Annotated in this window: 12 protein-coding genes and 1 pseudogene; 11 read left to right on the top strand and 2 right to left on the bottom strand. The window is 73.0% G+C overall.

Annotated features, from left to right (window positions below):
- Window positions 1-6: 6 nt before the first annotated feature.
- Complete coding sequence (efeU, locus tag ACIRA5_RS02295) at window positions 7-2,376, bottom strand: iron uptake transporter permease EfeU (RefSeq protein ID WP_403686365.1); 2,370 nt, start codon at window positions 2,374-2,376, stop codon at window positions 7-9.
- Between the two features lie 566 nt (window positions 2,377-2,942).
- Between efeU and ACIRA5_RS02290 the strand changes: the two genes are divergently transcribed.
- From ACIRA5_RS02290 to ACIRA5_RS02280, 3 genes are all read left to right on the top strand, one after another.
- On the top strand, window positions 2,943-4,826 hold the full coding sequence (locus ACIRA5_RS02290) for a phosphatidylglycerol lysyltransferase domain-containing protein (protein WP_403686363.1): 1,884 nt from the start codon (window positions 2,943-2,945) through the stop codon (window positions 4,824-4,826).
- Window positions 4,827-4,964: 138 nt separating this feature from the next.
- Window positions 4,965-6,323 (top strand): histidine-type phosphatase, encoded by a 1,359-nt coding sequence (locus ACIRA5_RS02285; protein ID WP_403686361.1) that lies wholly within the window; start codon window positions 4,965-4,967, stop codon window positions 6,321-6,323.
- A 128-nt stretch (window positions 6,324-6,451) separates the two neighbouring features.
- Complete coding sequence (locus ACIRA5_RS02280) at window positions 6,452-7,522, top strand: sporulation protein (RefSeq protein ID WP_403686359.1); 1,071 nt, start codon at window positions 6,452-6,454, stop codon at window positions 7,520-7,522.
- A gap of 63 nt (window positions 7,523-7,585) precedes the next feature.
- On the opposite strand, the gene tatA is transcribed toward ACIRA5_RS02280, so the two are convergent.
- Window positions 7,586-7,864, bottom strand: coding sequence for a Sec-independent protein translocase subunit TatA (gene tatA, locus ACIRA5_RS02275; protein WP_403686357.1), 279 nt, complete (start codon window positions 7,862-7,864; stop codon window positions 7,586-7,588).
- A 350-nt stretch (window positions 7,865-8,214) separates the two neighbouring features.
- Here tatA and ACIRA5_RS02270 point away from each other — a divergent pair.
- The 8 genes and pseudogenes from ACIRA5_RS02270 to ACIRA5_RS02235 all read left to right on the top strand — a co-directional run bounded on the left by ACIRA5_RS02270 (window position 8,215) and on the right by ACIRA5_RS02235 (window position 24,278).
- Window positions 8,215-8,894, top strand: a pseudogene (locus ACIRA5_RS02270) (response regulator).
- 122 nt (window positions 8,895-9,016) lie between these two features.
- A complete protein-coding gene (locus tag ACIRA5_RS02265; protein WP_054228841.1) occupies window positions 9,017-9,592 on the top strand; it encodes a TerD family protein in 576 nt (191 codons plus the stop codon).
- A gap of 167 nt (window positions 9,593-9,759) precedes the next feature.
- Window positions 9,760-11,787 carry a HEAT repeat domain-containing protein gene (locus tag ACIRA5_RS02260; RefSeq protein WP_403686355.1) on the top strand — a complete coding sequence of 676 codons (2,028 nt, stop codon included), beginning with the start codon at window positions 9,760-9,762 and terminating at the stop codon, window positions 11,785-11,787.
- Window positions 11,788-11,893: 106 nt separating this feature from the next.
- Window positions 11,894-12,775, top strand: coding sequence for a DUF4132 domain-containing protein (locus ACIRA5_RS02255; RefSeq protein WP_403686353.1), 882 nt, complete (start codon window positions 11,894-11,896; stop codon window positions 12,773-12,775).
- Window positions 12,772-17,676 (top strand): hypothetical protein, encoded by a 4,905-nt coding sequence (locus ACIRA5_RS02250; protein WP_403686351.1) that lies wholly within the window; start codon window positions 12,772-12,774, stop codon window positions 17,674-17,676. The genes ACIRA5_RS02255 and ACIRA5_RS02250 overlap by 4 nt, the downstream gene beginning before the upstream one ends.
- 71 nt (window positions 17,677-17,747) lie before the next feature.
- Window positions 17,748-18,911: an AAA family ATPase gene (locus ACIRA5_RS02245; protein ID WP_403687215.1), complete on the top strand. Its 1,164-nt coding sequence runs from the start codon at window positions 17,748-17,750 to the stop codon at window positions 18,909-18,911.
- Window positions 18,898-22,533, top strand: coding sequence for a DUF5682 family protein (locus tag ACIRA5_RS02240; RefSeq protein WP_403686349.1), 3,636 nt, complete (start codon window positions 18,898-18,900; stop codon window positions 22,531-22,533). The genes ACIRA5_RS02245 and ACIRA5_RS02240 overlap by 14 nt, the downstream gene beginning before the upstream one ends.
- Window positions 22,530-24,278, top strand: coding sequence for a hypothetical protein (locus ACIRA5_RS02235; RefSeq protein WP_403686347.1), 1,749 nt, complete (start codon window positions 22,530-22,532; stop codon window positions 24,276-24,278). The genes ACIRA5_RS02240 and ACIRA5_RS02235 overlap by 4 nt, the downstream gene beginning before the upstream one ends.
- Window positions 24,279-24,305: the final 27 nt, after the last annotated feature.

Below are 24,305 nucleotides of genomic sequence, written 5' to 3'. Positions count from 1 at the left end.
GGCCGCTCACGCGGCCTTGCGGATCTCCAGGAGGTCCGGGATCGGGGCGAGCTCTTCCAGCAACTGGCCGACCGCGCCGTCGAGGCGCTGCCGGTCGGTGTCGGACAGCTTGTCCAGCGGCGTCCAGGTGCCGTCCTCGGCCCGCCGGCCGAGCACGAGTTGCTCGGTGCGCCGCATCCACGTGTCGACGGCCGGGATCACCTTGGCGTTGCGCTGGTCGATCAGCGGGCGGAGCAGGGTGAGCAGTTCGCGGGTGCCGTCGAGGTTGGCCTCGGTGGTGGCCAGCTCGGTGCCGCTGCCGTAGTCGGCGTTGCCGCTCAGTTCGCGGTGCAGGGTGTTCTCGAGGATCTCGTGGGTGCGCAGCGGGAGGTCTGCCGGGTCGAAGTCCTGCTTCGGGAAGTCCTTGCGCAGGGCGTCCACATCGGCGGCGAGTTGCTTGGCGTACGGCGCGAGGGTGGCGGCGGACTGACCGTGCCACAGGCCGTACTCGATGCGGTGGAAGCCGGTGAAGGCCGGGTCGTCGGCCCCGCCCGCGAGTCCGGCCGTACGGCCGTTGATCTTCGCGTCGAAGTCGGCGAACGTCCCGTAGGCGGCGCCGAGCGAGGCGTACCGCGTGTGCGCGGGCAGCCAGTCCTTGCGGGCCTGGTCGAGCTTGTCGGCGTCGAGGTCGCTCTGGAGGGTGCGCGTCCTGGTCTGCAGGTCGGCCAGACCCTGGTCGACGTACGTCCGGTAGGCGGCCAGCGGTGCGGCGAGGTCCTTCTCGGAGACCGGCAGCACGGCCTGGACGGAACCGCCGCCCGCGCTGACGCGGACAGCCGCCGAGGTGACGGCCTTCCCGCCGTTGGGCACACAGCGCCAGGCGTACGAGCCCGTCCCGACGGTGGCGATCAGGGCGCGGGTGGTGCCGGGGGCGATGCCCTCGACCTCGCCGTAGACGGCGTTGCTGACCGGATCGATCAGATAGATCTCGGAGGTACGGGAGCCGGTGTTGCGCACCTGGAAGGTCTGTCGGCCCGGCTTGGGCGCGGTGAAGCCCTTGCCGCAGGCGGCCGCGGACACCTCGACGACGGGCGTCCCGGACGCGGGCTTTCCGCTGCCGGCGGCGATGGTGATCCCCGCGATGAGCGCGGGCGCGGCGACGAGAGCGGCGGGGACCGTCCAGCGGGGGAAGCGGCGGGGGGTGGACGGCGTGGCCGCGGCGCCCTCGGCGGGAGCGGACGGCTTCTCGGGGCCGGAGGAGACAGGCTCGGCGGACTTCTCGCCTTCGGCGGCGGGCTCGCCTTCGGAGGCGCGCTCGCCCTCGGCGGCGGACATGGCGGACCGGCCGGCCTCGGCCTCGATCGCGGCCGACGTGGCGGCCTTGTCGGCGTCGGCGGAAACAGACCCGGCCGCACCCTCGGCCGGAGCGGGCGCGGCGGACCGCTCGGCCTCGACGGCGGTCGACGCAACGACACTTCCGGCCCGCGTCGCGGGCTTCGTGCCCTCGGCGGGTGCGGACGCCCCGGCCGTCGGCGCGGCGGCCACGGCGGCGGCGGACACCACAGGCACCGGCTTCGCCGGGGCCGCCCCGCGGACGCCGTGCACGAACAGCGTCATCACGATCGCCAGGTACGCGCCGTAGACACCGACCTGAAGCCAGGTCATCTGCGGGGTGAGGTTGAGCGTGCCCTGGACGACCGTGACGTACCAGGAGGCCGGGTCGAGATGCGCCGACAGATCGAAGGCGTACGACGTGCCGCCCGGGATCACCGTGGCTTCCTGGAGGTCGCGCATGCCGTAGCCGAGGACGCCCGCGGCGATGACGATGAGCACGGAGCCGGTGATGCTGAAGAACCGCGTGAGGTTGATGTGCAGGACGCGCCGGTACAGGCCCCAGCACAGCGCCGCGGCGATCAGCAGTCCGACCGCCGCTCCGGCCAGCGGACCCGAGGAACTCCCCGCGGCCTGCGCGGTGGTCCACAGGAACAACGCGGTCTCCAGGCCCTCGCGGCCGACGGCGAGGAACGACGTGGCGATCAGTACGCCCGCGCCCATGCCCAGCGCGGCGGTGACCTTCTGCTTGATCTCGCCGGAGAACGTACGGGCCGAGCGCCGCATCCAGAACACCATGGCGGTGACGAACACGACCGCGACCAGACTCAGCGTGCCCCCGAACGCCTCCTGCGACTTCCCGGGCAGGTTCGCCGCCGTGAACGTGAGGACCGCACCGAAGCTCATCGACAACCCGATGGCGGCGGCGACTCCCGTCCATACATGGGGCAGTCGGGCGCGCTGGTCGGACCGTACGAGCGTGGCTACCAGAACCGAGACGATCAGTCCCGCTTCCAGCCCCTCACGCAGACCGATCAGAAAGCTGGGAAACGCGTCGTCCCACACCTCGGGCCTCTCTCCGATGCAGCAAGTACCAGGCCGGACGGCCAAGGGCGGGGCTTAGTGTAGGCATGCCTAACTAACGGTCAAGAGAGCGTGCAAATCGCGACACAGTGGACGCGGATCACCCGCCGGGCCCGGGTCGGCCGCGTCGAGGGCGGATCGGCCGATCAGTCGTCGCGAGGGCCACGCAAGGCGAGAATCACGCCTCTGAGCTGCGGGAACACGAGAGCGACGGACAAGAGGCCCCGTGTCCGCGTCCCTGCGCGGGGTGCACGGCGACAGCGTGGCGGCGCGGTCGCACCCAGGCCACGAAGAGTCCGTCCGCGCTTCGATTCTTACCAGCTGCTTACCCCTCGACACCGCCGGGACCAGGCAGTCTTTCCCCGCAACACCGCCGACCGCCACTCGTTAAGACCCTCGGCGGCAATCCTCACCGCGACCACAACTCACCCTTTCCTTACAGCATGTAGGGTTTCCCCGCTGTGTCGCTCTCAGCGAACACACAGGGTTACCCGCCCCCGCTCCCACAGCTCTCCCCCACCGCCCTCTCCCCAAGGTGATGCTCCACGGTGTCTGCACAACAGCCAGTACTCGTCCCGGAACAGAGGAACTCGAAGTCGCGCCGGACCGACCCGACCGGACGGCCGGCCATCGGCGACCGGCTGCGGCCACGGGCGGCCGCGGCCACGGTCTGGTACCTGCGACTGCTCGCGCTGCTCAACCTGGTGGCGGTCACGTCGCTGCCGTTCCGGGAAGAGGTGCACGAGCACAACGGAGGCGAGTTCTTCACGCCGTACCTGGCCACCGCCGGGCTGGTCTCGGCCGCGCTCGCGCTGTTCCTGGCCCTGGTGATGCGGCGCCGCAAACGGGCCGCATGGATCTTCAACATGCTGCTGGCGGGACCGCTCTTCGGTCTGTACGTCCTGGCCCTCACGCAGGAGCAGTACCGACGGCACGGCTTCAACTGGTTCTCGACCGTGTTCACCGGGCTCTTCGTCGTCGCGCTGCTGGTGGGGCGAAAGGAGTTCCAGGCCGTCGGGGACCGCTCCAACCCCCGGCTGGCGCTGGCCGTCGGCGCCGGTGGCTTCCTGGTCAGCGGCACCCTCGGAACGCTGCTGGTGAGCGCCACCAACAAGGTGTCCGGGGCACCCCTGAGCGACCGGATCGCGTACACGCTGCTGCGTGGGGTCAGCGTCGGCCCGCTCGCCGACCGCCTCGACACGGTGGTCGCGCCCCGCTGGGTGGACGTGATCGTCAACATCCTGATCGCGGCCTCCTTCCTGCTCGTGCTCTACGCCTGCTTCCGCGCCCCGCGCGGGCGGGAACTCCTCGGCGAGGACGACGAGCGAGGTCTGCGCGGCCTTCTCGCCAAGCACGGTGAGCGGGACTCGCTGGGCTACTTCGCGCTGCGCCGCGACAAGGCCGTCATGTGGTCCCCGAGCGGCAAGGCGGCGATCGCCTACCGGGTGGTCGGCGGAGTGACCCTGGCCTCCGGCGACCCGATCGGCGACCCCGAGGCCTGGCCCGGTGCGATCGAGGCATGGCTGCACGAGGCGCGGCGGCACGCCTGGACGCCGGCTGTGATGGGCGCCGGCGAGGAGGCCGGCACCATCTACGCCCGGCACGGCCTCGACGCCCTCGAACTCGGCGACGAAGCCATCGTGGACCGCGCCGACTTCACCCTCGAAGGGCGCGCGATGCGCGGAGTGCGCCAGGCGCACAACCGCATCCGCCGGGCCGGGTACACCGTCGGCATCCGCCGCCACGAGGACATCCCCGAGGCCGACATGGCCACCCTCATCGACAGGGCGGACCACTGGCGGGACGGCGAGACCGAGCGCGGGTTCTCCATGGCGCTCGGCCGGCTCGGCGACCCGGGCGACGGCCGGTGCGTGATGCTGGAGTGCCGCGACAGCCAGGACGCACCGCGGGCCGTGCTGAGTTTCGTACCGTGGGGAGACAAGGGACTGTCGCTCGACCTGATGCGCCGGGACCGTGACTCCGAGAACGGCCTCATGGAGTTCATGGTCATCGAACTCCTGCTGCGCGCCGAGGAGATCGGGGTGCAGCGGGTCTCACTGAACTTCGCCATGTTCCGTTCCGTCTTCGAGCGCGGCTCCCGGCTGGGCGCCGGACCGGTACTGCGTCTGTGGTGCGCGGTGCTGACGTTCCTCTCCCGCTGGTGGCAACTCGAGTCTCTCTACCGGGCCAACGCCAAGTACCGGCCCGTCTGGGAGCCCCGTTACCTCCTGTTCGAGAAGAGCAGCGACCTGCCCCGCATCGGGATCGCCGCCGCCCGCGCGGAGGGCTTCCTCACTCCGCCCGCGCTGCCCGCGCTCGGCCGCCGCCCGCTCCTGCGGAGGCCGGGAGGTCGGTCACAACCCCCGCACGGCAGCGGGCAGATCCCCGGACAGCAGAGCAGTTCCCCGACCAGCACCTCGTCAACCAGGTAACTTTTCGGGCCTGTTCGAGGGAGGGGCGCCGGGGCACGCACACCCGGCGCCCGCCATGTCACGGTCATCCGACGTTCACGTCGTCCGGAAACGATGCGGCCGATCACCGAGCCCGCCCCCGGACGAATCGACGCCCTCATGAAACGCATCGCGGCCGCCCCCGCCCTGGCCCTCACCCTCTCCGCGCTCTCCGTCCTCCTCATGTCCCCGCTCCCGGCGCAGGCGGCGGGCGGGGCGGCGGGCAGTTACGGGACGAAGACGCCGTACGCGCCGCAGCAGAACCCCCGTACGTACCAGCGGGCACCGAAGGGGTTCGTCCCGGTGTTCACCGAGAACGTGTCCCGGCACGGTTCGCGCGCGGCGACGAGCGGCGAGGACGGAGAGTTGATCCTCCAGCTGTGGGACAAGGCCGAGAGCGAGGGCGAACTCACCCGTGCCGGTGCGGAGTTCGGCCCGCAGGTCCGCTCGCTGCAAGCGGCGATGGAGAAGGTCGGATACGGCAACCTCAGCGGCCGGGGCAAGCGGGAGATCCAGGGCACGGCGGCCCGCATGGCGCAGCGGCTGCCCGGACTGTTCGCGCGGATCGCCAAGGACTCCGAGCCGATCGACGTGGTCAGCTCGGGCCAGGGCCGCGCCGTCGACAGCGGCGCCCTCTTCGCCTCGGCCCTCGCCGACGCCGACCCGGCTCTCGCACCCCTCATCGGCCCGGCGCGCACCGACCCCGACCTGCTCTACTTCCACAAGTCCGCGGGCGGTGCCGCCTACCGCGACTACATCGCCCACGACCAGCGGCTGGCCACCACTCTCAAGAGCGTCTCCGAGCAGCCGGCCACCCACCGCGCGGCCCGCGACATCCTGAAGAGGATCTTCACCCCGGCCTTCGTGCGGCGGATCTCGGCCGGGGAGTTCGCCTCCATCGGCAGCGACGTGGACGCGGCCCAGGCGGTCTACAACCTCTACAGCATCGCCCCGGCCATGACCGACGAGGGCAGCTGGCACCTGGAGCGCTACCTCGCCCCGCGCGACGCCGCCTGGTTCGGCTACCTCAGCGACGCCGAGGACTTCTACGAGAAGGGACCCGGCTTCGCGGACAGCGACATCACGTACAAGATGGCGGACGTCCTGCTCGACGACTTCTTCAAGAAGGCCGAGGCCAAGCGTGACGGAACCGGCGGCCTCGGGGCGGAGCTGCGTTTCACCCACGCCGAGGAGATCATCCCGCTCGCCGCTCTCATGCGGCTGCCGGGCAGCACGAAGCCGGTGACGACGACTCAGCCGTACACCTATACGGACAACCCCTGGCGGGGCGGCTCGGTGGCCCCGATGGCCGCGAACATCCAGTGGGACGTGTTCCGCAAGGGCGACACCTATCTGGTGCGGATGCTCTACAACGAGAAGGAGACCGCGTTCAAGGCGGGCTGCGCGCCCGTGGCGAAGGGCAGCGCGTTCTACGACCTGGCCGAGCTGGAGCGCTGCTTCGGGCGCACGAAGTCGTGAAAGATGCCTCCGTCCAGGTGACTTGGGAACTTCTTTGCCGATGCCGTCAGTTCTGATCACACCGGATCGGGGCTCGCTCCGAGCCGGTTCGAAGCGATGAGTGCGATCAGTGAAGGAGCCACACCGACATGGTGTTCAAACGGCTGCTCGGCGCGATGGGCGCAGGCGGCCCCTCGGTGGACACGGTTCTCGACGGCGGCGCGGTGGTGCCCGGCGGGATCCTGTCCGGGCAGGTCCATCTCCAGGGTGGCAGCACGGACGTGGAGATCGAGCACATCGGGCTCGAACTGATCGCCCGGGTGGAGGCCGAGCACGAGGACGGCGAGAGCGAGGGCGCCGTCGTCTTCGAGCGGTTCACGGTCGGCGGCGGTTTCCGCCTCGCCGAGCAGGAGCGGCACAGCGTTCCGTTCAGCGTGTCCCTGCCGTGGGAGACACCGGTCAGCGAGCTGTACGGGCAGCCGCTGGGCATCGTCCTCGGTGTGCGCACCGAGCTCGCGGTGGCCGGTGCGAGGGACAAGGGCGACCTGGATCCGCTCGCGGTGCGTCCGCTGCCGGTCCAGGAAGCGGTCCTGGAGGCGCTGGGGCAGCTGGGCTTCGGCTTCAAGTCCGCCGACCTCGAACTCGGCCACATCGGAGGTACGGGGCAGCAGTTGCCCTTCTACCAGGAGATCGAGTTGACGCCCGCGCCGCAGTACACGCACGTGGTGAACGAGATCGAGCTGACCTTCCTCGCCACCCCGGCCGGCATGGAGATCGTCCTGGAGGCCGACAAGCGGGGCGGGCTCTTCGAGTCCGGGCAGGACACCCTCACCCGCTTCTGGGTGAGCCATCACGATGTCGGGGCCCGCGACTGGAACGGCGAAGTCGACGGCTGGATCAGGCAGTTGGTCGAGCACCGGGCGTCGTACGGCTCCCACGCCACGTACGGCCACGCCGATCCGTATGCCGCCGGAAGCGGGTACGGGCATCACTCGGCCCATGGGTCCGGGCATGAGCCAGGCTATGGGTCCGGTCATGAATCCGGCCATGGGTCCGGTCATGAGGGCCACCGCTCCGGGCCCGGCCTCGGTACCGCGGTCGCGGCAGGCGCGGCCGGACTCGCGGTGGGCGTGGTGGGCGGGCTGGTCGCGGCCGAAGTCATCGACGAGGTGGGCGACTTCTTCGAGGGCGACGACGACGAAGGCGGCGAAGAGGACTGAGTCCTCAGACGTGTCCGTGTCCGGGGGCGGTGTGCGCCGTCCTCGGACACGGACCCCATGGGCTCAGTGCGCGGCGCTCGGAGCCTCGGCCGTCGCTCGCGGGGCGGCCTGCTCGGCGGAGTTCTTGATGACCGCCGTGGGAGTCACCGGAGCCATGCCCTCTTCGGCGGTGACGGCGGACTCGGGGTTCTCGTCCTTCATCGCCTTGGTCTCGCTCTTGAGGATGCGCATCGACTTGCCCAGTGCCCGGGCGGTGTCCGGCAGCTTCTTCGAACCGAACAGCACGATGAGCACGATCGCCACGATCAGCAGGTGCCAGGGTTCCAGTCCGTTGCGGAGCATCGCGCGCCCGCCTTTCTTCGCCTCGGTCGAGGGCACGCCCCACTGGCCGCCACCCACTTGAAGATTGCCGCTTTGCGCAACAGTACAACCATGGGTGCGGATCGGACGGCTCCCGGCACCCTCTTCCGCCCCTCTTTCGTTCCCGTTCCGCTCCTGTTCCGCCGCCCTTCCGTGCACAGGGCGACGGCGGTGCGGGTCCGGGCGGCCCGGCCCACGGGCAGCGGCGCGCCCAGGACCGCGATCAGCAGTCCACCGAGGGCGGGCAGGATCAGTTCGGGCGTGCGGTAGACGGCGATGACGGACTCGGGCAGGTTCAGCCCGGCGCTGCGCCCCAGGGCAGGCGTGATGTGATGACGTCACCGCTGCGCGTGGTGGTCGCCGACGACCAGACCCTCGCCCGTACAGGCTTCCGGATGATCCCCATGGCCGACGGCATCGACGTGGTCGCGGAGGCGGCCGACGGCGCCGAAGCCGTGGAGGCGGTCCGCCGCACCCGCCCCGACGTGGTGCTGATGGACATCCGGATGCCGGGACTGGACGGCCTGGAGGCCACCCGCCGCATCCTGGCCGGCGCGTCCGACCCGCCCCGCGTGATCATCCTGACGACGTTCGATCTCGACGACCTCGTGTACGCGGCGCCGGCCGCCGAGGCCAGCGGGTTCCTCCTCAAGGACGTCGCCCCCGAACACCTGGTCTCCGCAGTCCGCCTGGTCCGCTCCGGCGACGCGCTCCTGGCACCGACGATCACCCGCCGTCCGGTCGAACGCCACGCCCGCCGGTCCCCGGACACGGCCGCACCTCTCGCGACCTGGCCCCGTTGACCCCGCGCGAACTCGAAGTCCTGCGTCTGCCGGCCCAGGGCCTGAGCAACACCGAACTCGCCGCCCACCTCCACCTGGCCGAGGCGACGGCAAAGACCCATGTCGCCCGCATCCTCGCCAAACTCGGCCTCCGTGACCGCGTCCAGGCGGTCGTCACGGCGTACGCAACGGGCCTGGTCCCGCCCGGCACCGTGGCGAGGAGCACGTAGGACCACTGCGTTTCGGCCGGCAACTCCCGCTTTATTTCTACAGTGATGTAGTTTTTTGGTGTCGATCCATCCAGCGCCGGGCATCCACTCGCCCGGCCGACGGCAGCACGGAGGAGAGCAGCGTGGGAGTTTCCCTGTCCAAAGGCGGCAATGTCTCGCTCAGCAAGGAGGCGCCGGGCCTGACCGCGGTGCTGGTCGGTCTGGGCTGGGACGTGCGGACCACGACGGGCACCGACTACGACCTCGACGCGTCCGCGCTGCTGGTCGACGAGTCGGGCAAGGTCCTCTCGGACCAGCACTTCGTCTTCTACAACAACCTGAAGAGCCCGGACGGTTCGGTCGAGCACACCGGCGACAACCTGACCGGTGAGGGCGAGGGCGACGACGAGTCGATCAAGGTGAACCTGGCCGGCGTACCGGCCGAGGTCGCCAAGATCGTGTTCCCGGTCTCGATCCACGACGCCGACGCGCGCGGACAGAGCTTCGGCCAGGTCCGCAACGCGTTCATCCGTGTCGTCAACCAGGCCGGCGGCACCGAACTCGCGCGCTACGACCTGTCGGAGGACGCCGCGTCCGAAACCGCGATGATCTTCGGCGAGTTGTACCGCAACGGCACGGAATGGAAGTTCCGTGCGGTGGGCCAGGGGTACGCCTCGGGTCTGTCCGGGATCGCCTCCGACTTCGGCGTCGGCGTCTGACGCGTCCCGTCGGCTCCCCGCCGTCCCCGCCCCGATGCGAATCCCCTGGGCGAGGGCGGCGGGCCGTTGCCGGCCCTGTCGCCGGAACACGCCCCCAAAGGCACACGTGACTGTCAGTACCTTGGTGCACACTCACGATGAGTTGTCGTACGCCTGGGGAGGATGCCGTGTTCACCGGGATGGACGAGGTCGGCTGGGCCTCGATGAAACATGCCTACGGAAGCGCCGAGGACGTCCCGGAGTTGCTCCGAGGACTGGCCTCCGCGTGCTCTCAGGAGCGTGAGAGAGCGCTCGACGGGATGTACGGAGCCGTGCACCACCAGGGCGATGTCTACGACTCGACGCTCGCGTGCATCCCGTTCCTGTTCGAACTCGTCGGGCACGAAGAACTCTGCGACCGGGGCGGCGTCGTGGAGCTGCTCGTCAGCATCGCAGGCGGGGACGCCTTCGACGACGGCCCGCTCGAAGACGGAGACGGCGCCGAGGGCAACTACGCCATGGCCCGCACGGCGGTACGGTCGGGCGCCGCGGCCTTCATCGGCCTGCTCGCCGACCGGGACCCGGAGGTCCGCCGGGCGGCACCGACGGCGCTCGTGCGGTTCCTCGGCCAACCGGAGCGCGTGCTCGGGCTGTTGGCGGGACGACTGGAGGAGGAAGAGGAGGAACAGGTCCGGCCGGCCCTGGCCGAGGGCCTGGGACTGTTCGCACGTCTGCACCCCGCGTCCGCCGCTCCCGCGGTGGAATACCTGGTCGAACTCGGTGCCGCTCCGCACGACGCCGGGTTGCGGCTCGCCGCCCTCGGCCAACTCGCCGGCTGCGCACCCGATCGCCTTCCGGCCGACCTCGTTCCTACCGTCATCGCGCTGCTCCGGGCCAGATCACCACGCCCCCGGGTGCCGGACCAGCCCGAGCGACCCGACACCGACACCCTCATCGGCCACCTGCGACGCCTGCGCCCCGCCGACGAGGAGGGGGGCCATCTCCTGCGGACCCTGCACACCGCGCTCGGCGGCCGTACCGCCGACCGGATCGCCCTGCTCACGGGGCAGTTGAGCAGCGACGAGACGGCCGACCGGTGCAACGGCGTGTGGATGGCGGCGGGTCTGTTCCGCGAATGGCGGGGCTCGTACGAAGAGCTGGTCGCGTTGATCGGCGAACAGGTCGTCACCGAGGAGCAGCGGCTGCGCGATGCCGCGGCCTCCGTCCTGGAGACACTCTTCGGTCTGGCCGCCCCGGCCGCCGACCACCTGGCCGCCCTGGTGGCGGTCGGCCCCGAGCACCGAATACGCCAGTGGGAGCACGGGGCACCGGCCCTCGCCGCCCCGCTCAAGGCGCTGGCCAGAGCCGGCGATCCGCGCGCGGTGGCGGCGCTCGCCGAGGTGCTGGACGGGCCGGTCGTGCCCCCCGAAGCCGGGTACGAGGTCCAGCACTTGGGTCCGGCGGCGGCCACACTCGCTCCGCTGCTGCGCGAGCGGCTCCGCGAGGTCCCCCTCAACGCACTCGACACCTACGACCGTGCGGTGCCGCTCCTGTTCGCGCTCGGCAGGCTGGGACACGCGCCGGCGGTACCGGAGATGCTGCGGCTGCTGCACGGGGCGCCGGAGGGGCTGCGGAGCCGGGAGTGGCTCGTGCGGGCGATCGCCGACGCGCTCGGCAGGTGCGGCCCGGACGCTCGGGAGGCGATCCCGGCCCTGCGTGAGCTGCTGGACGGGTCGTGCGCGGTGGCGGCGGCCGGTGCGCTCTGGTCGCTGGAGGGTGACGCGGAGGCCGTACTGCCCACGTTGCGAAGGGAATTGGTGGCGGGACAGTTCCACGCACGCAACGCGGCCGAGGCCCTGGGCCGACTGGGGCCCGCGGCCCGGTCCGCGCTGCCGGCACTGCGCGGCATGGCCGACTCCGGGACGGTGTGGCCGCGTGCGAGCGCCGCGGGCGCTCTGTGGGACATCGCCGGGGATCCAGGACCGGTCCTCCCGGCGCTCCGCTCCGCCTGGGAGCAGAACGCGCACACCCGCATCCTCCTCGCCGGCTGTCTGACCAGGATGGGTCCGGCGGGCGCGCCCGCCCACGATCTGCTCCGTACGGAACTCGCCATGCCACGGCGGCACCAGGCACGGGCCGGCACCTACGGGAGCGACAACATCGGCGAGGACGAACAGCTGTTGCGTGCCTGCCGCGCCGCCCTGGACGCCGCGTAGAAGCCGCAGCTCAAGGCCGCTTGAGCACAGCTCGTCGAGGCATTGTCAGACCCCTCCCCTACTGTGATCACCATCGTCGGCAGGTGGGTTCGGGAGGGGTCCTGTCATGGGTTGGATCGAGACATCCAGTGGGTACGCCGTCACGTTGGACGGCGCACAGGTGCGGTGCCGCAACGCGGCGGGACGCATGCTGAAGCAGGTGCCCGCGAAGCTGCGGGACGACGTGGAGGTCGCCCGGCTGCGGCAGTTGACCGAGTGGCTGGAGCGGCATGAGCGGGAGTGCCGCTCCCAGGTGGACACCTGGATCGTCCGCTCCCTGCCCGTGCCGACGGACCTGCTGGCCCGGGTATGGCCCGACGCCGCCTGGCAGGCGGCGCTGCGCGACCTGGTGGTGGCGCCGGTGGACACGGACGGCACGGTCGCGCTGGAGCGCGCCGGGTTCCTGCGGGACGCGGATCCGGAGCAGGGCCTCGGCGTGGTCGACCTGGACGGCGACTCGGTCCGGCTCGCCGCGCGGACGGTGGTGATACCGCATCCGGTGCTCCTCGAAGACCTGGAGGAGCTGCGGGAGTTCGCGGCGGAGCTCGGTGTCGAGCAGGGCGCCGGCCAGTTGTTCCGGGAGGTCTGGCCGCGGCCGGACGAGAGGGACGGCGCCGCCTTCGAGTGGAGTGCCTACGCGGACGGGAAGTTCGAGGAACTGCGGCACGCGACCGCGCGGGCGGGCTCGTACGGCTATCGGGTGCGCGGCGGGTACGCGGTGTGCCCGCTGATCGAGAACGGGGTCGCGGTGGAGGCGGCCTACTGGATCGGCGCCGACTACCCGGAGTCCGAGACCCGCACCGGCGGCCTGGAGTGGCGGGCCGCGGGCGGGCGTCGGCTGCCGTTGCGGGAGGTGGGGCCGGTCGCCTGGTCGGAGGGGGTTCGGATGGCGGCTTTGGTGTACGCGGGGCGTGTGGTGAACGGCGAGGACGAGGAGGGGGAGCTGTGAGCGGGGATCAGCTGCTGGAGTCGGGAGCGGTACTGCCGCTGGGCGAGGGTCCCGGCGATGTGCTGACAGCGCGGACGTACGGGCATCCCGTGCTGGAGGGGCGCACGGTGGTGCGGCTGGTTCCCGAGGCGATCGGGCCCGCCGAGGACCTCGCCCTGGAGTACCTGGGCTTCGGCACCGCCGACTCGGCGCCGGTGGGCCGGGTGAGGCGCCAGTCGCTGGGCTTCCCCGCCTGGGCGCTGGTCAACGACCCGGTGAACGGGCACCATGCGCTCGCCGTGGTCAAGGAGATGGAGCGGCTCACCCGGATGGTGTCGAGCAAGCCGGGCCACGCCAAGGACGGCTTCGACGAGATCGGCGCCCGGCTGGACCGCTCGGTGCCGCACTTCCTGCCGACGTACTACGAGCAGGTGGCCCGGTCGTTCCTGGCGGCGGAGTCGCGCCAGCACGCCGCGTCGTTCTTCGGCAAGGCCCGGGCAGCCGAGCAGCGGCACGCCCTCGCCGTGGACGAGGACCGGCTGCGGGAGGTGTTCCTGGAGTTCGCCGGGGCGGGCGCGCTGAGCGGGAAGGCGCTGCGCGACCACGCCAAGGGGCTGGCGGCACGACTGTCCGGGGCAGCCGCTTACGAGCAGTTCAGGACGCTGTCGTCGCAGCGCTGTGCGGCCGGGATCGCTCCTTACGCGGGCATGCTGGAGGATCTGCGGCGGTTGGCGAAGGGTGCGGGACTCGATCCGCGCGCCGAGGAGCGTGCACTGCTCGCCGAGATCCTCCCCTCGGGCGCCATGAACCGCGCGGCCGGGAGCTTCTGGAAGTCCGCGCTGGCCGCTCTGGCGGAGCTGGCGCACGAGGATCCGGCGGTACGGGAGCGGTTGTTGACGCTGATGCCGTCCACGGGCGGTGATCAGCGCGAGGAGTTCGACGCGGCGTGGCTCGCGCTGCTCGACGCCTGCGGGGCGATCGGTCTGCTGCTCGACGGCACGGTCGACGCCGCCGACTGGCTGAGCTCCTGGGACCGGCACCGTCAGCGTGGCTGGCGGCAGCGCAAGCGGCTCGTCGAGGAACTCGCCCTGGTGGAGCGGCTGGCTCCCCGGCTGATCGCCGACGGCAAGCCGGTGCGGCTGCTGCGCGAGCAGGGCTGGAACTCCTACGTGGATCTCGACCTCCTGGACACCGCCCTGGCGGCGGGTGTGCCGGTCGCCGACCCCTCGCCGGGGACCGAAGGCCTGGAGCTGCGCTACTGGACGGACGACGAGCGCCCGGGCCGCCGGGACCTGCTCGCGGTCACCACCGACCCGCGCTTCGCTCCTCTGTTGCGCAGGGCGGTGGAGAGCCTGTCGATCGTGGACGGGTCCGGGCCTTCGGCCCGCGTGCGGCGGCTCGCGGACCATCCGGCGCTGCGCACGGCCGTGGCGGGCTGGCTTCGGGACCGTGCCGCCGAACTGGCCGAGCCGGTCGGCCTGCCGGGGCTCGACGAGCTGCTGAGCAAGGTCTCCCGCTTCTCGGCACCCGGCGTACTGGCGACGGCACCGGAGGCGGTTCGGCGGATCGTCGGCTTCGATCCGGCGCCGGTCCTGGGCCGCACCCTGCGTACGGGAATCCTCGACGAACTGGGCTGGCCCGCCCTCGAAGAGGCCCTGAACACCCTCGGCAAGGTCGCCCCGCCGACGAGCGGGCAACACCCGTGGCCGCACCAGCACGGCCGTTCGTACCAGTACGCGGACGCCTGGCCCGCACTGATCGTCCGTGTCGAGACCCAGGTCGCGCTGGCCGGCCCCGACGCGCTGCTCGACGCGCGCACGCTCACCCTGCCGTCCCAGGGACGCCAGTACGGCGAGCCGACGGTGCGTCACGTGGACGGCCAGTGGCTCGTCGCGTCGGGGTACGGGAACGAACAGCGGGCCGTCTGGTCCGGGCGCCCCGCCGACGTGTTCAGGCCGACCGGCCTGCCGGGCGGCTGGTACGGCGGCCACCCGGTGTCGCTCGCGCTGCCCGACGGCGGCCGCTGTTTCGGCGGCCGGCCCGTGCACGCCGGGGACACCACGTTCGCCGAGCAGCACCGCGAGATCGCCTCGGACGGCATCTCGTACTGGGTGCTGCACGAGAACCGCTGGCACGAGTACGACCCCGCCTCCGCCAAGCGCGGCCGGATGTCGGTGCCCGCGTTCTTCGACTCGGCGCTCGCCGACGCCCGCCCTGGCATCGTCCTCACACAGACGGACTGCCGGCTGCTGCCGGTCCAGCCGGGTCTGGAGGGCTCGCCGTTCGGCAGCAAGGACGGGCTGCTCGGCTGGTGGGTGACGCACGACGAGAACTCCGGTGCCTGGACCGCCTGTTCGGTCGACGGGAACCGCAGTCCTGCGACCACCAAGGGTGTTCCGGCCCCGCCCCTGCGGCTGCCGGGCGGCGCCGCCCTGCACCCCGTGCAGATGGGCTGGAACCGCACGATCGTCGAACTGTGCGACAGGGACGGCCTGTCGCTGGCCCGCGTCCAGCTGGGCGACCGCGGCAGCGCACATGCGGCGGGCACCCGCTTCCTGCCGCCGCTGTGGTACTGGCACGCGCTGCGCCCGCGCGACGAGCACGGCTCGGCCGCGCTGCGGGCCGTGACCGACGCGGACGCCACCGCGCTGCTGGCCGCTGTCCGGGACGGCGAGAGCCCCCGGGAGGCCGTGGCCCGGCTGCTGCCCGCCGTCACCTACGAGCGGCTCGCCCTCGGGGTGGCCGGGTTGGTCGAGGAGACGGCCCGCTGCGCCCAGCGAATCGCCACGCTCGGCGAGCGGGCCGAGCGGGCCGAGCGGCCGGTCGCCGCGCCGCAGGACGAGGAGGACGAAGTCCGGCACGCGTACGACCACGTCCTGCGCGAGGCGCTGCGGGAGCTCACCGCTCCCGGACACTTCTACGGCTACTACGGCAACGAGCAGCACGCCACCACCGCGGTCGACCAGCTCAAAGCGCTGCGCTCACTGTTGGTCCCGGGCACACCGCCCGCGAAGTTCCCCTTCGTCGGCACGGGCGTCGCCTGGCTCTCGCTGACCGGTCCCGGCACGGCGGCTGCCGCCCTGCGCGCCGCCGCGCCCACCACGCCGGAGGGCCGGCGCGCCGGGCTGCTGGAATTCCTCGACGTCGTCCTGTCGGTCGGCGACGGCGTACTCGTCGATCCCCGCGGACGACTGCGGGTCATGCAGCTCAAGGCCTCCCGGTCGGAGCGCCCGGAGCGCGTCGGGGAGGTGCTGGCCTCGGGCGACCGGCGGCTGCTGATCCTGTCCTGCCAGAAGGTCGACGCGGACGACGCGTACTGGAACGCCGTCGAGTACGACCCGGCGGGCGAGTTCGGCCCCTGGGAGGGCTTCGCGATCGTCGAGTCGGAGATCCGGGGCACGTCCGGGGACGAGGTCCTGGCGCCCGCCGTACGGCGGTTGGTGGCGCTCGTGAGGGAGCGGGGACCGCTGCCCTACCGGCCGGAGCAGGCACGGGAGTTCGCCGAGCGGGTGGGGGTGAGCGCGGTGGCCGGAGCGCTGCTGCTCCTCGGGCTGCCCGGGCTCAACTCCTACGGCAAGGACGGGCTCCTGCCCGCGGAGCACCTCCAGCCGCTGGGCGCGAAGAGCGCGGAGGCGCAGGCCGCCCGGAGCGCCCTCGGCGAACTCTCCCTCACGGAACGACAGTTGTTCACCGCGGCGCTGGTCCCCACGGATCCCGGACACATCGAGCGGCTGTGGACCGACGGTTTCGACCTGGAGCCCGTCGTACGGATCTGGATCGAGCGGCGGGGGCAGCGGCGGGCGGCGCCGCCCGAGCTGATCGCGCGGATGGTGAGCGAGATCGGGCCGGGCCGGATGCTGGACGCCGTCCTCAACCCCCAGGCGCGCCCTGAACTGACCGGTCGCACCGAGCAGCGGATGCGGGGCAACGGACTCGAACCGCTGGACACCCAGGCCCTGTTCACCGGTTCCACCCTGGCCGCGTACGTCAGCATGCTGCGCTGGCTCGCCTATCGACTGCCGTACGGCGATCCGCTGCGCGCGACGCTGCCCGAGACCCTGCGCATGCTCCGCGAGCGCCTCACCGACCCCGGGCTGCTGCTCGACCTCGGGGTGACCTGGGGGCATGACGGCAACACGGTGTCGACCCGGGTACGGGAGACGTTCGGGCTGCCCGCCCAGGGAGGCGGGGACGCGGAGGGCCTGCTGCGGGCGGGCCCGGCGATCGTGCTGGCGCCGATGCGGCACCGCTCGGAGTGGGACACCGTATGGCTGCGGCCGTCGGCCGTACTGCCGCAGGCGGGCGAGGAGGGCGGACCCGATCACCCGGCGCTGCAGCTGCTCGCGGCACTGAGCCGGGACAGCGGGCAACTGCAGTCGCTGCGCACGCTGTTGAGCGAGGAGTTCACCGCCCTGATCACGGCGGACGGCCCTCCCGGAGCCGCACAGCACCCGGCCCACAGCGTGCCGGAGCTGGTGTCCGAGGCGGCACAGCGGTGCGGGCTCTCCGAGGACGCGGCCGGGCTCTATCTGATGCTGCTCGCACTCCCGGACCCCACGGACCGCAACCAGGCGGCCTGGACCGGCTGGAAGCCCGCGCGGCTGAAGCGGGCCCGGGCCGAACTGGCCGCCGCCGGGCTGGTGGTGGAGGCGAAGCGGTCCCGGGCCGGGCGAGCGCAGTTCCTGCCCGGCGGCTGGCTGGAGCGCAAAGCGCCGCGGCTGCCCGTCGAAAGCTGGAAGACCCCGCTGCTGCCGGAGACGGCCCACGGTTTCGTGGTGCCGGACCGCCCGGTGCCGGAGTTGTTCGCGCGGGCCTGGCGGCGGGTCGTCGAGGGTGACGCGCCCGGGTTCGAGGAGTTCGCCGGGCGCGGTGGCCGGGGCGGCAGAGGTGGCCGGGTCGGCCGGAGCGGAGGCAGGGCATGAGCGGCGGACAGAGCACGGCGAGCGGGATGACGGCAGCGGGTGCGACGGCCAGGACGGACGTGACGGAGGCGATGGGCGTAACGGACGTGTCAGGCGTGTCGAACGTGACCGGCGCGCGGCAGATCGAGCTGCCCGAGGACCGTCACGCCGAGGAGCTGGCGTTTCTCGCGGCGTACGACGAGGGGCCGCGACCGCCGGGCTGGCACCTGACCCCGCGCGCCGTGGTGACGTTCGTGTGCGGTTCGGACGGCGAGACGCTGAGCGGCGCGGACGGGCGACGGCTCGTCGTGTCACGGAAGTTCGTGGGCAACCGGGGACTCGTCGAGCGGTGCGTGGTGACGCTCGCGGGCGAGCGGGGACTCCTGCTGGTCGGCGAGCCCGGCACCGCCAAGTCGATGCTCTCCGAGCTGCTGGCCGCCGCCGTGTGCGGCACCAGCGCGCTCACCGTGCAAGGCACCGCGGGCACCACGGAGGACCAGCTCAGATACGGCTGGAACTACGCGATGCTGCTCGCCACGGGGCCAAGCCGAGCGGCCATGGTCCCCTCACCCGTGCTCACGGCGATGACCCGCGGAGCCGTCGCCCGGATCGAGGAGGTCACACGCTGTCTGCCCGAGGTGCAGGACGCCCTGGTGTCCCTTCTGTCGGAACGGCGCATCGCCGTACCGGAGTTGGCCGGTGGCCCGGACGGGGACGGCACGGTGCACGCCGTGCCGGGGTTCACGCTGATCGCGACGGCCAACCTCCGTGACCGCGGTGTCTCCGAGATGTCCGCCGCCCTCAAGCGCCGCTTCAACTTCGAGACCGTCGGACCGATCGACGACCTCGACGCGGAGACGGAGCTGGTCCGAGGCCAGGCCACGGGGGCGCTCGCCCGCTCGGGTGCCCGTTTCTCCGTCGACGACGCGGTGCTGGAGGCACTGGTCACGGCCTTCCGGGATCTGCGCTCGGGCCGCAGCGCGGAGGGCTGGGAGGTCGAGCGGCCCACCACGGTGATGTCGACGGCGGAGGCGGTGCAGGTCGCCACGTCCATGGGCCTGGGCGCCGCGTATCTCGGGGACGGCAGGGATGTCGTGCGCACCCTGCCCGGCCATCTGCTCGGCACGGTGCGCAAGGACGACCCGGCCGATCACGCACGACTGCTGGGCTACTGGGACGGTCCGGTGCGGCGGCGCGCGGAGCAGGGCGCCGCGCTGTGGCGGACGCTGTGGGAGCTGCGCGATGACCTCGTGTGAGGCAGCGGCCGACTCGGCGGCGTCGCCCGAGGTGGCTCTGGAGGCGCTGGCCGGGTGTCGGGAGCCGTTCCTGATCGGCGTGCGACACCATTCACCGGCGCTCGCGGCGGCCGTGCCGGGGATGCTGTCGGCGGCGGCGCCGGAGGTGCTCCTCATCGAGCTTCCGGAGGAGTTCGCGCCGTGGCTGGAACACCTGGGGGATCCGGCGACGGTGCCACCGGTGGCGCTGGCGGGGAGCCGGGAGCACGGCGGGGTGGTCTTTCTGCCCTTCGCCGAGTTCTCCCCGGAGCTCGCGGCGATTCGTTGGGCGAGGGAGGCAGGGGTGCCGGTCGTGCCGTTCGACCTGCCCCTGGCCGCGCGGGACGCGGAGGAGCGGGCGCGGGAGGTGGCGGAAGAGCCGGGTGCGGGCCGCGCGGGTGGCGGGCGTGGGCGGCTGGCGGCCGCCCTGCGAGCGCGCGCCGGGGGCCGGACGGAGGACGACCTGTGGGCGCGACTGGTGGAGTCGGGCGCACCGGGCGCCGGGGCGGAGGAGTTGCGGCGCGCCGCGCTGCTCGTCGGCTGGGCGCTGCGGGCGGACACCGGAGAGGACGCCGTGGACCCGTACGACCTGCGGCGCGAGGCCAATATGCGGGGACGACTGGCGGAGTACGCGGGGCGGCGTACGGCAGCGGTGATCGGGGCGTTTCACGCGCCCGCCCTGCTGCGGGCTGGTTCCGGGCCGGTGGGTTCGGGTTCCGGGCCGGTGGGTTCGGGTGCCGGGCCGGTGGGTTCGGGTGCCGGATCCGCGGAAGCTGTCCCCTCGGTCATCACCTCCCTCGTGCCCTACTCGTACCCGCTGCTCGACGAGAGGTCCGGGTATCCGGCCGGCATCCGTGATCCGGAGTGGCAGCGAGGGGTGTTCCGGGCCGCCGGGGAGCCGGGGCGGCTGGACGAGTTGCTGACGGCGACGGCCGTGCGGATCTGCGCCGCCGTCCGCGAGGCGGGACATCCCAGTGGCCCCGCCGACGCCCGGGAAGTGGTGCGGGTGGCGCGGGATTTGGCCACGCTGCGCGGGCTGCCCGCCGCGGGCCGCGGCGAGCTGGTCGAGGCGGTGCAGACGGTACTCACGCAGGGCCGGTTGCTGGGTCGGGGACGGGTGGTGGCCGCGGCCATGGAGCGGGTGCTCGTCGGTGACCGGCAGGGGCGACTCGCTCCCGGCACGCCACGCTCCGGCCTTGGCCCGGCGGTCGAAGGCCTCCTCGCGGAACTCTCCCTGCCCTCCCCCACCGCTCCCGCCCGCCGTGAGCTGCGGCTCGACGCGCTGCGCTCCGAACTCGACGGCCGGCGCGAGATCTGTCTGCGCAGGATGGCGGTCTGCCGTGTTCCCTACGGCGAGGAGGCCGCCGTCGCGCGGGTCGGCGACGGCGCCGCGCTCACCACACGGTGGACGGTGACCTGGACGCCCTCGACCGCGGCGATGCTGGATGTGACCGGCGTTCACGGAGTGACGTTGGAACAGGCGGCCGGCGGCGTACTGGCGCGACGACGGGCGGCGGAGCGGCGCGACGGCGGTCCGACCGCGGCCCAGGTGCTCGCCGGGCTCGAGGACGCGGCCCGCTGCGCCCTCCCGGGGCTCGCCTCGGAGCGCCTCACGGAAGTCGCCGAACTGCTGCCCGCGTCCGGCACCCTGCCCGAACTCCTGGGCGGGCTCGACCTGTTGAGCCGGATCGGCGCGGGGCATGTGCCGGGGCTGCCCGCCCCTTGGGAGAAGGAGCGGATCGAGGCCGCGTACGAGGAGCTGGGCGCCGCCGGTGTCCGCGCGCTCGACGGGCTGACCGGCTCCACCGACACCGCCGACGCGCGCGCTCTGGTGGACCTCGCCACCCGGGTCGACGGCGCGGGCGGCGGACTCCGGCTCGCGGACGCCCTCGGCCGGCTGGACGAGGACGGTACGCCGCTGATCCGCGGCGCCGCGGGAGCCGCCCGGGTGCTGCTGGGGCTGCGGGAGGCGACGGATTTCGGCACCCGGCTGGCCTCCCGTGTCGACGGTGCCGTGACTCCCGAACTCCGTTCCGACCTCGCCGCGTTCCTGCGCGGCACACTGCTCGCCGCCGGTCCGCTGCTCGAGACGGGCGAGGCCGTGGACCCGCTGCTGGAGCGCGTCGAGTCCCTCACCGACCGGGCCTTCCTCGACCGCCTGCCGGCCCTGCGCGCCGGCTTCGACGTCCTGGCGCCGGCGGCCCGGTCCCGGATGCTCGCCGCGGTGGAGGACCGCACCGGCCACGCGGTGGGCGAGTTGCCGGACACGGTGGCGGAGCCGGGGTTCCTGGCCCGGATGGCGGCGGCGGATCTGGCGGGGCGGACGGCGTTGGCGACGGTGGGGTTGGACCCCTTGGGCACGGACCCGACACCGACCTCGCATCAGACCCCGCATGACAACCCCGGCGTAACCAACAGCCCTGCCCTACCCAGTAGCCCCGCCGTACCTAACAGTCCCGCCGTGCCCAACCATCCCGCCGCACCCCACAGTCTCGGCCCCGGAGATCGCTGGCGGCTCCTGCTGGGCAGGGCACGGAAGTTGACGGGGCGGGCCGGCCGGATCGCGCGCGCACTCGACGAGTTGTACGGGAGCGGGCGCGGCGAGGGGGTCGGAGAGCCCGGCGATGACGGTGCCGGCGGCGGGAGCGAGGCGTCGTTCCCGGATGTGCGGAGCTGGTCCGAGGAGCTCGCGGCGCTCTTCGGACCCGGGGTACGGGAAGAGGTGCTGGCCGCGGCGGCCGACGCCGGACGCGTCGACGCCCTGCAGGAACTCGACCCCGCCTCGGCCCGCCCTTCGGTCGAGCTCCTGCGGACGGTCCTCTCGTACGCGGGAGGCATGCCCGAGCAGCAACTGGCGCGGCTTCGGCCCCTGGTGGCCCGGCTGGTCAAGGAGCTCACGGACGCTCTCGCCCACAGACTGCGGCCCGCCCTCGCCGGTCTCGCGCATCCGCGGCCCAGCCGCAGACCGGGCGGCCCCCTGGATCTCGCCCGCACCGTGCGCGCGAACCTCGCGACGGCGCGCCGGGATCCGGCGACGGGAGCGGTGACGGTGCTGCCCGAACGGCCGGTCTTCCGTACCCGGGCCCGCAGGGCGGCGGACTGGCGGCTCGTGCTGGTCGTCGATGTGTCCGGGTCCATGGAGGCGTCGACGATCTGGGCGGCGCTCACCGCGTCCGTGGTCGCCGGGGTCCCGGCACTGAGCACGCACTTCGTGGCGTTCTCGACGGAGGTCGTGGATCTCACCGACCGGGTGGACGATCCCCTTGGGCTGCTCCTCGAGGTGCGGGTCGGCGGCGGGACGAGCATCGCCCGGGGCCTGCGGCACGCGCGCTCACTGGTGACGGTTCCCTCCCGCACGCTGGTCGTCCTGATCAGCGACTTCGAGGAGGGGGGTCCGGTGGGCCCACTGCTGTCCGAGGTGCGGGCGCTCGTCGACTCGGGCTGCCATGTCCTCGGCTGCGCCTCACTGGACGACGCGGGCCGACCGCGCTACTCGGCCGGAGTGGCGGGACAGTTGGTGGCCGCGGGCATGCCGGTGGCGGCCCTCAGCCCGCTGGAACTGGCCCGCTGGGTGGGCGAACGCATGGGAGGTACACACCGATGACCACGCTTCCCCCGGTGACGGCCGAAGTGGCGGCCGCCGCGCTGGAGTCGCTCCCGACGCGTCTGCGCAAACGTGCCGACTCGGCCGCCGCCAAGGCGGCCAACTGGCCCGTCGCCGTGACGGACGCGACGGTCGTGGTGCGGGTCGACGACGCGACGACGGTCACGCTCACCACCACAGCCGGGGTGGTGACGTCCGCCGAGGATGCCGTGTGCAGCTGTCTGCTCGCGCCGGCGTGTCTGCATCGCGCGGCGGTCCTGACGCTGGCACCGCTGGCGGAGGAGACGGACGGACCGGCCGCGACGGCTGTCGTGCCGTCGGACGCCGGCGCCTCCACCCCAGTCCCTCCGGAGACCGGGGCCCTCGGCCTCACTCCCCCGCAGTCCGCGGCGGTGCACGCCCTCCGGGCGGCCGCGACCGCCGTACTGACAGCCGGAGTGACGGGCTCCGGTGCCGTGCACCGCGCCACGCTCCTCCATGCCGCCCACTCGGCGCGCGTCGCCGGGCTCCACCGCGCCGCGGCCGCGGCGCTCCGGGTGGCGCGACGGCTCGCCGAGGCGGGCACCGCGGACCCCGCGTTCCGGCTGCCCGAACTGGCCTCGGAGCTGGCGGAGTTGCTGACCGTCGCCGTCGGGCTGGACCGCGCGCCGGACCCGGATCTGATCGGCACCGCACGTCGGGCCTATACGGCGAACGGTTCGCTGCGGCTGCACGGTCTGTTCACCGAGCCGGTGGTGACCGCTTCGGGGTACGCCGGGGCGGTCACGTACGCCCTCGCGCAGGACGGCCGGCTCCGCTCGCTGTCCGACGTGGCGCCGGGCGACGCCGACCGTGCTCGGCAGGCCGCGGGCTCCGCGGTCCCCGGCGGCAGCGCCCTCACCCTGCGGGAACTGGGCGACCACGGCGGGGCGATCCTCACCGACCCGACCGTCTCGCCGGACGGGCGGATCGGCGGTGGCGGCGCGGTCCGTTCGGTACGGGCGTCGGGGGCCCGTTGGCACGAGGAGCCGCTCGGCACGCTCTGGCGGCGTTCCCCGGCCGACCAGGTGGCCGCCGCGCTGCGGTGGTCGGCCGAACCCGCCGACGACCGGGACGCGGGTGGTGACCTGCTCTTTCTCACCGGGACGATCACCGGCGGAGAATTCGCCGTGGACGGTGGCCCCACCGTGCGACTCCTGGCGCCGGACGAGCGTCCCGAACTCCCCTACGTCGAGAACCTCCGGCTTCTGGCGGGGGCCCACGGTCTGTCCCTGCGCCTCGTCGCGCGGCTCACGGCGGACCGGCCGAGCGGTGTACGCGCGCTCGCCGCGGCCTGGCAGGGTACGGACGGCGACCCGATCCGCGCGGACCTCGGCCTGCGCCGCCTCAATCGCACCCACCTGCCCAGGACCGGAACGGCCGTCATCCCTTCCGCCCCGGCGCCCGCGCTCCCCACGGAACTCGACCTCCTGCGGCGGGCCGTGGACCGCGCGGTCGCGGGTGGCCGCGCCGTCACCGCCGGCGTGACCGACGGCGAACTCCCCCGTCGGCTCGCCGCGGTGGGTCTGACCACGGGGGCCGCGTGCGCGCGGGCGCTGGTGGACACCGCGTCGGACCGGCGCCATGACGCGCTGGGCCGACTGCGGCCGGCCGACCCTGAGGCGTACGTCCGCGCCTGGCTCGCGTCGTCCACCTACGCCTCGGCCGCCACGGCATCCCTCCTCACGGCCGCGTGGGCACCGGAGGGGAACCACGATCCGGCCTGACCGCGGGGGTCCTGCGGGGTGGGGGCG

This window comes from Streptomyces sp. NPDC096311 (assembly GCF_044763085.1).
Classification (GTDB): Bacteria; Actinomycetota; Actinomycetes; order Streptomycetales; family Streptomycetaceae; genus Streptomyces.
Note: the sequence above shows the minus strand (reverse complement) of the source record. Positions and strands in the feature narration are given on the sequence as shown.

Coding starts and splice junctions, on each gene's coding strand:
- ACIRA5_RS02285 (WP_403686361.1), top strand. CDS start 4,965: ATGAAACGCATCGCGGCCGCCCCCGCCCTGGCCCTCACCCTCTCCGCG.
- ACIRA5_RS02280 (WP_403686359.1), top strand. CDS start 6,452: ATGGTGTTCAAACGGCTGCTCGGCGCGATGGGCGCAGGCGGCCCCTCG.
- tatA (WP_403686357.1), bottom strand. CDS start 7,864: ATGCTCCGCAACGGACTGGAACCCTGGCACCTGCTGATCGTGGCGATC.
- ACIRA5_RS02255 (WP_403686353.1), top strand. CDS start 11,894: ATGGGTTGGATCGAGACATCCAGTGGGTACGCCGTCACGTTGGACGGC.
- ACIRA5_RS02245 (WP_403687215.1), top strand. CDS start 17,748: ATGGGCGTAACGGACGTGTCAGGCGTGTCGAACGTGACCGGCGCGCGG.
- ACIRA5_RS02240 (WP_403686349.1), top strand. CDS start 18,898: ATGACCTCGTGTGAGGCAGCGGCCGACTCGGCGGCGTCGCCCGAGGTG.
- ACIRA5_RS02235 (WP_403686347.1), top strand. CDS start 22,530: ATGACCACGCTTCCCCCGGTGACGGCCGAAGTGGCGGCCGCCGCGCTG.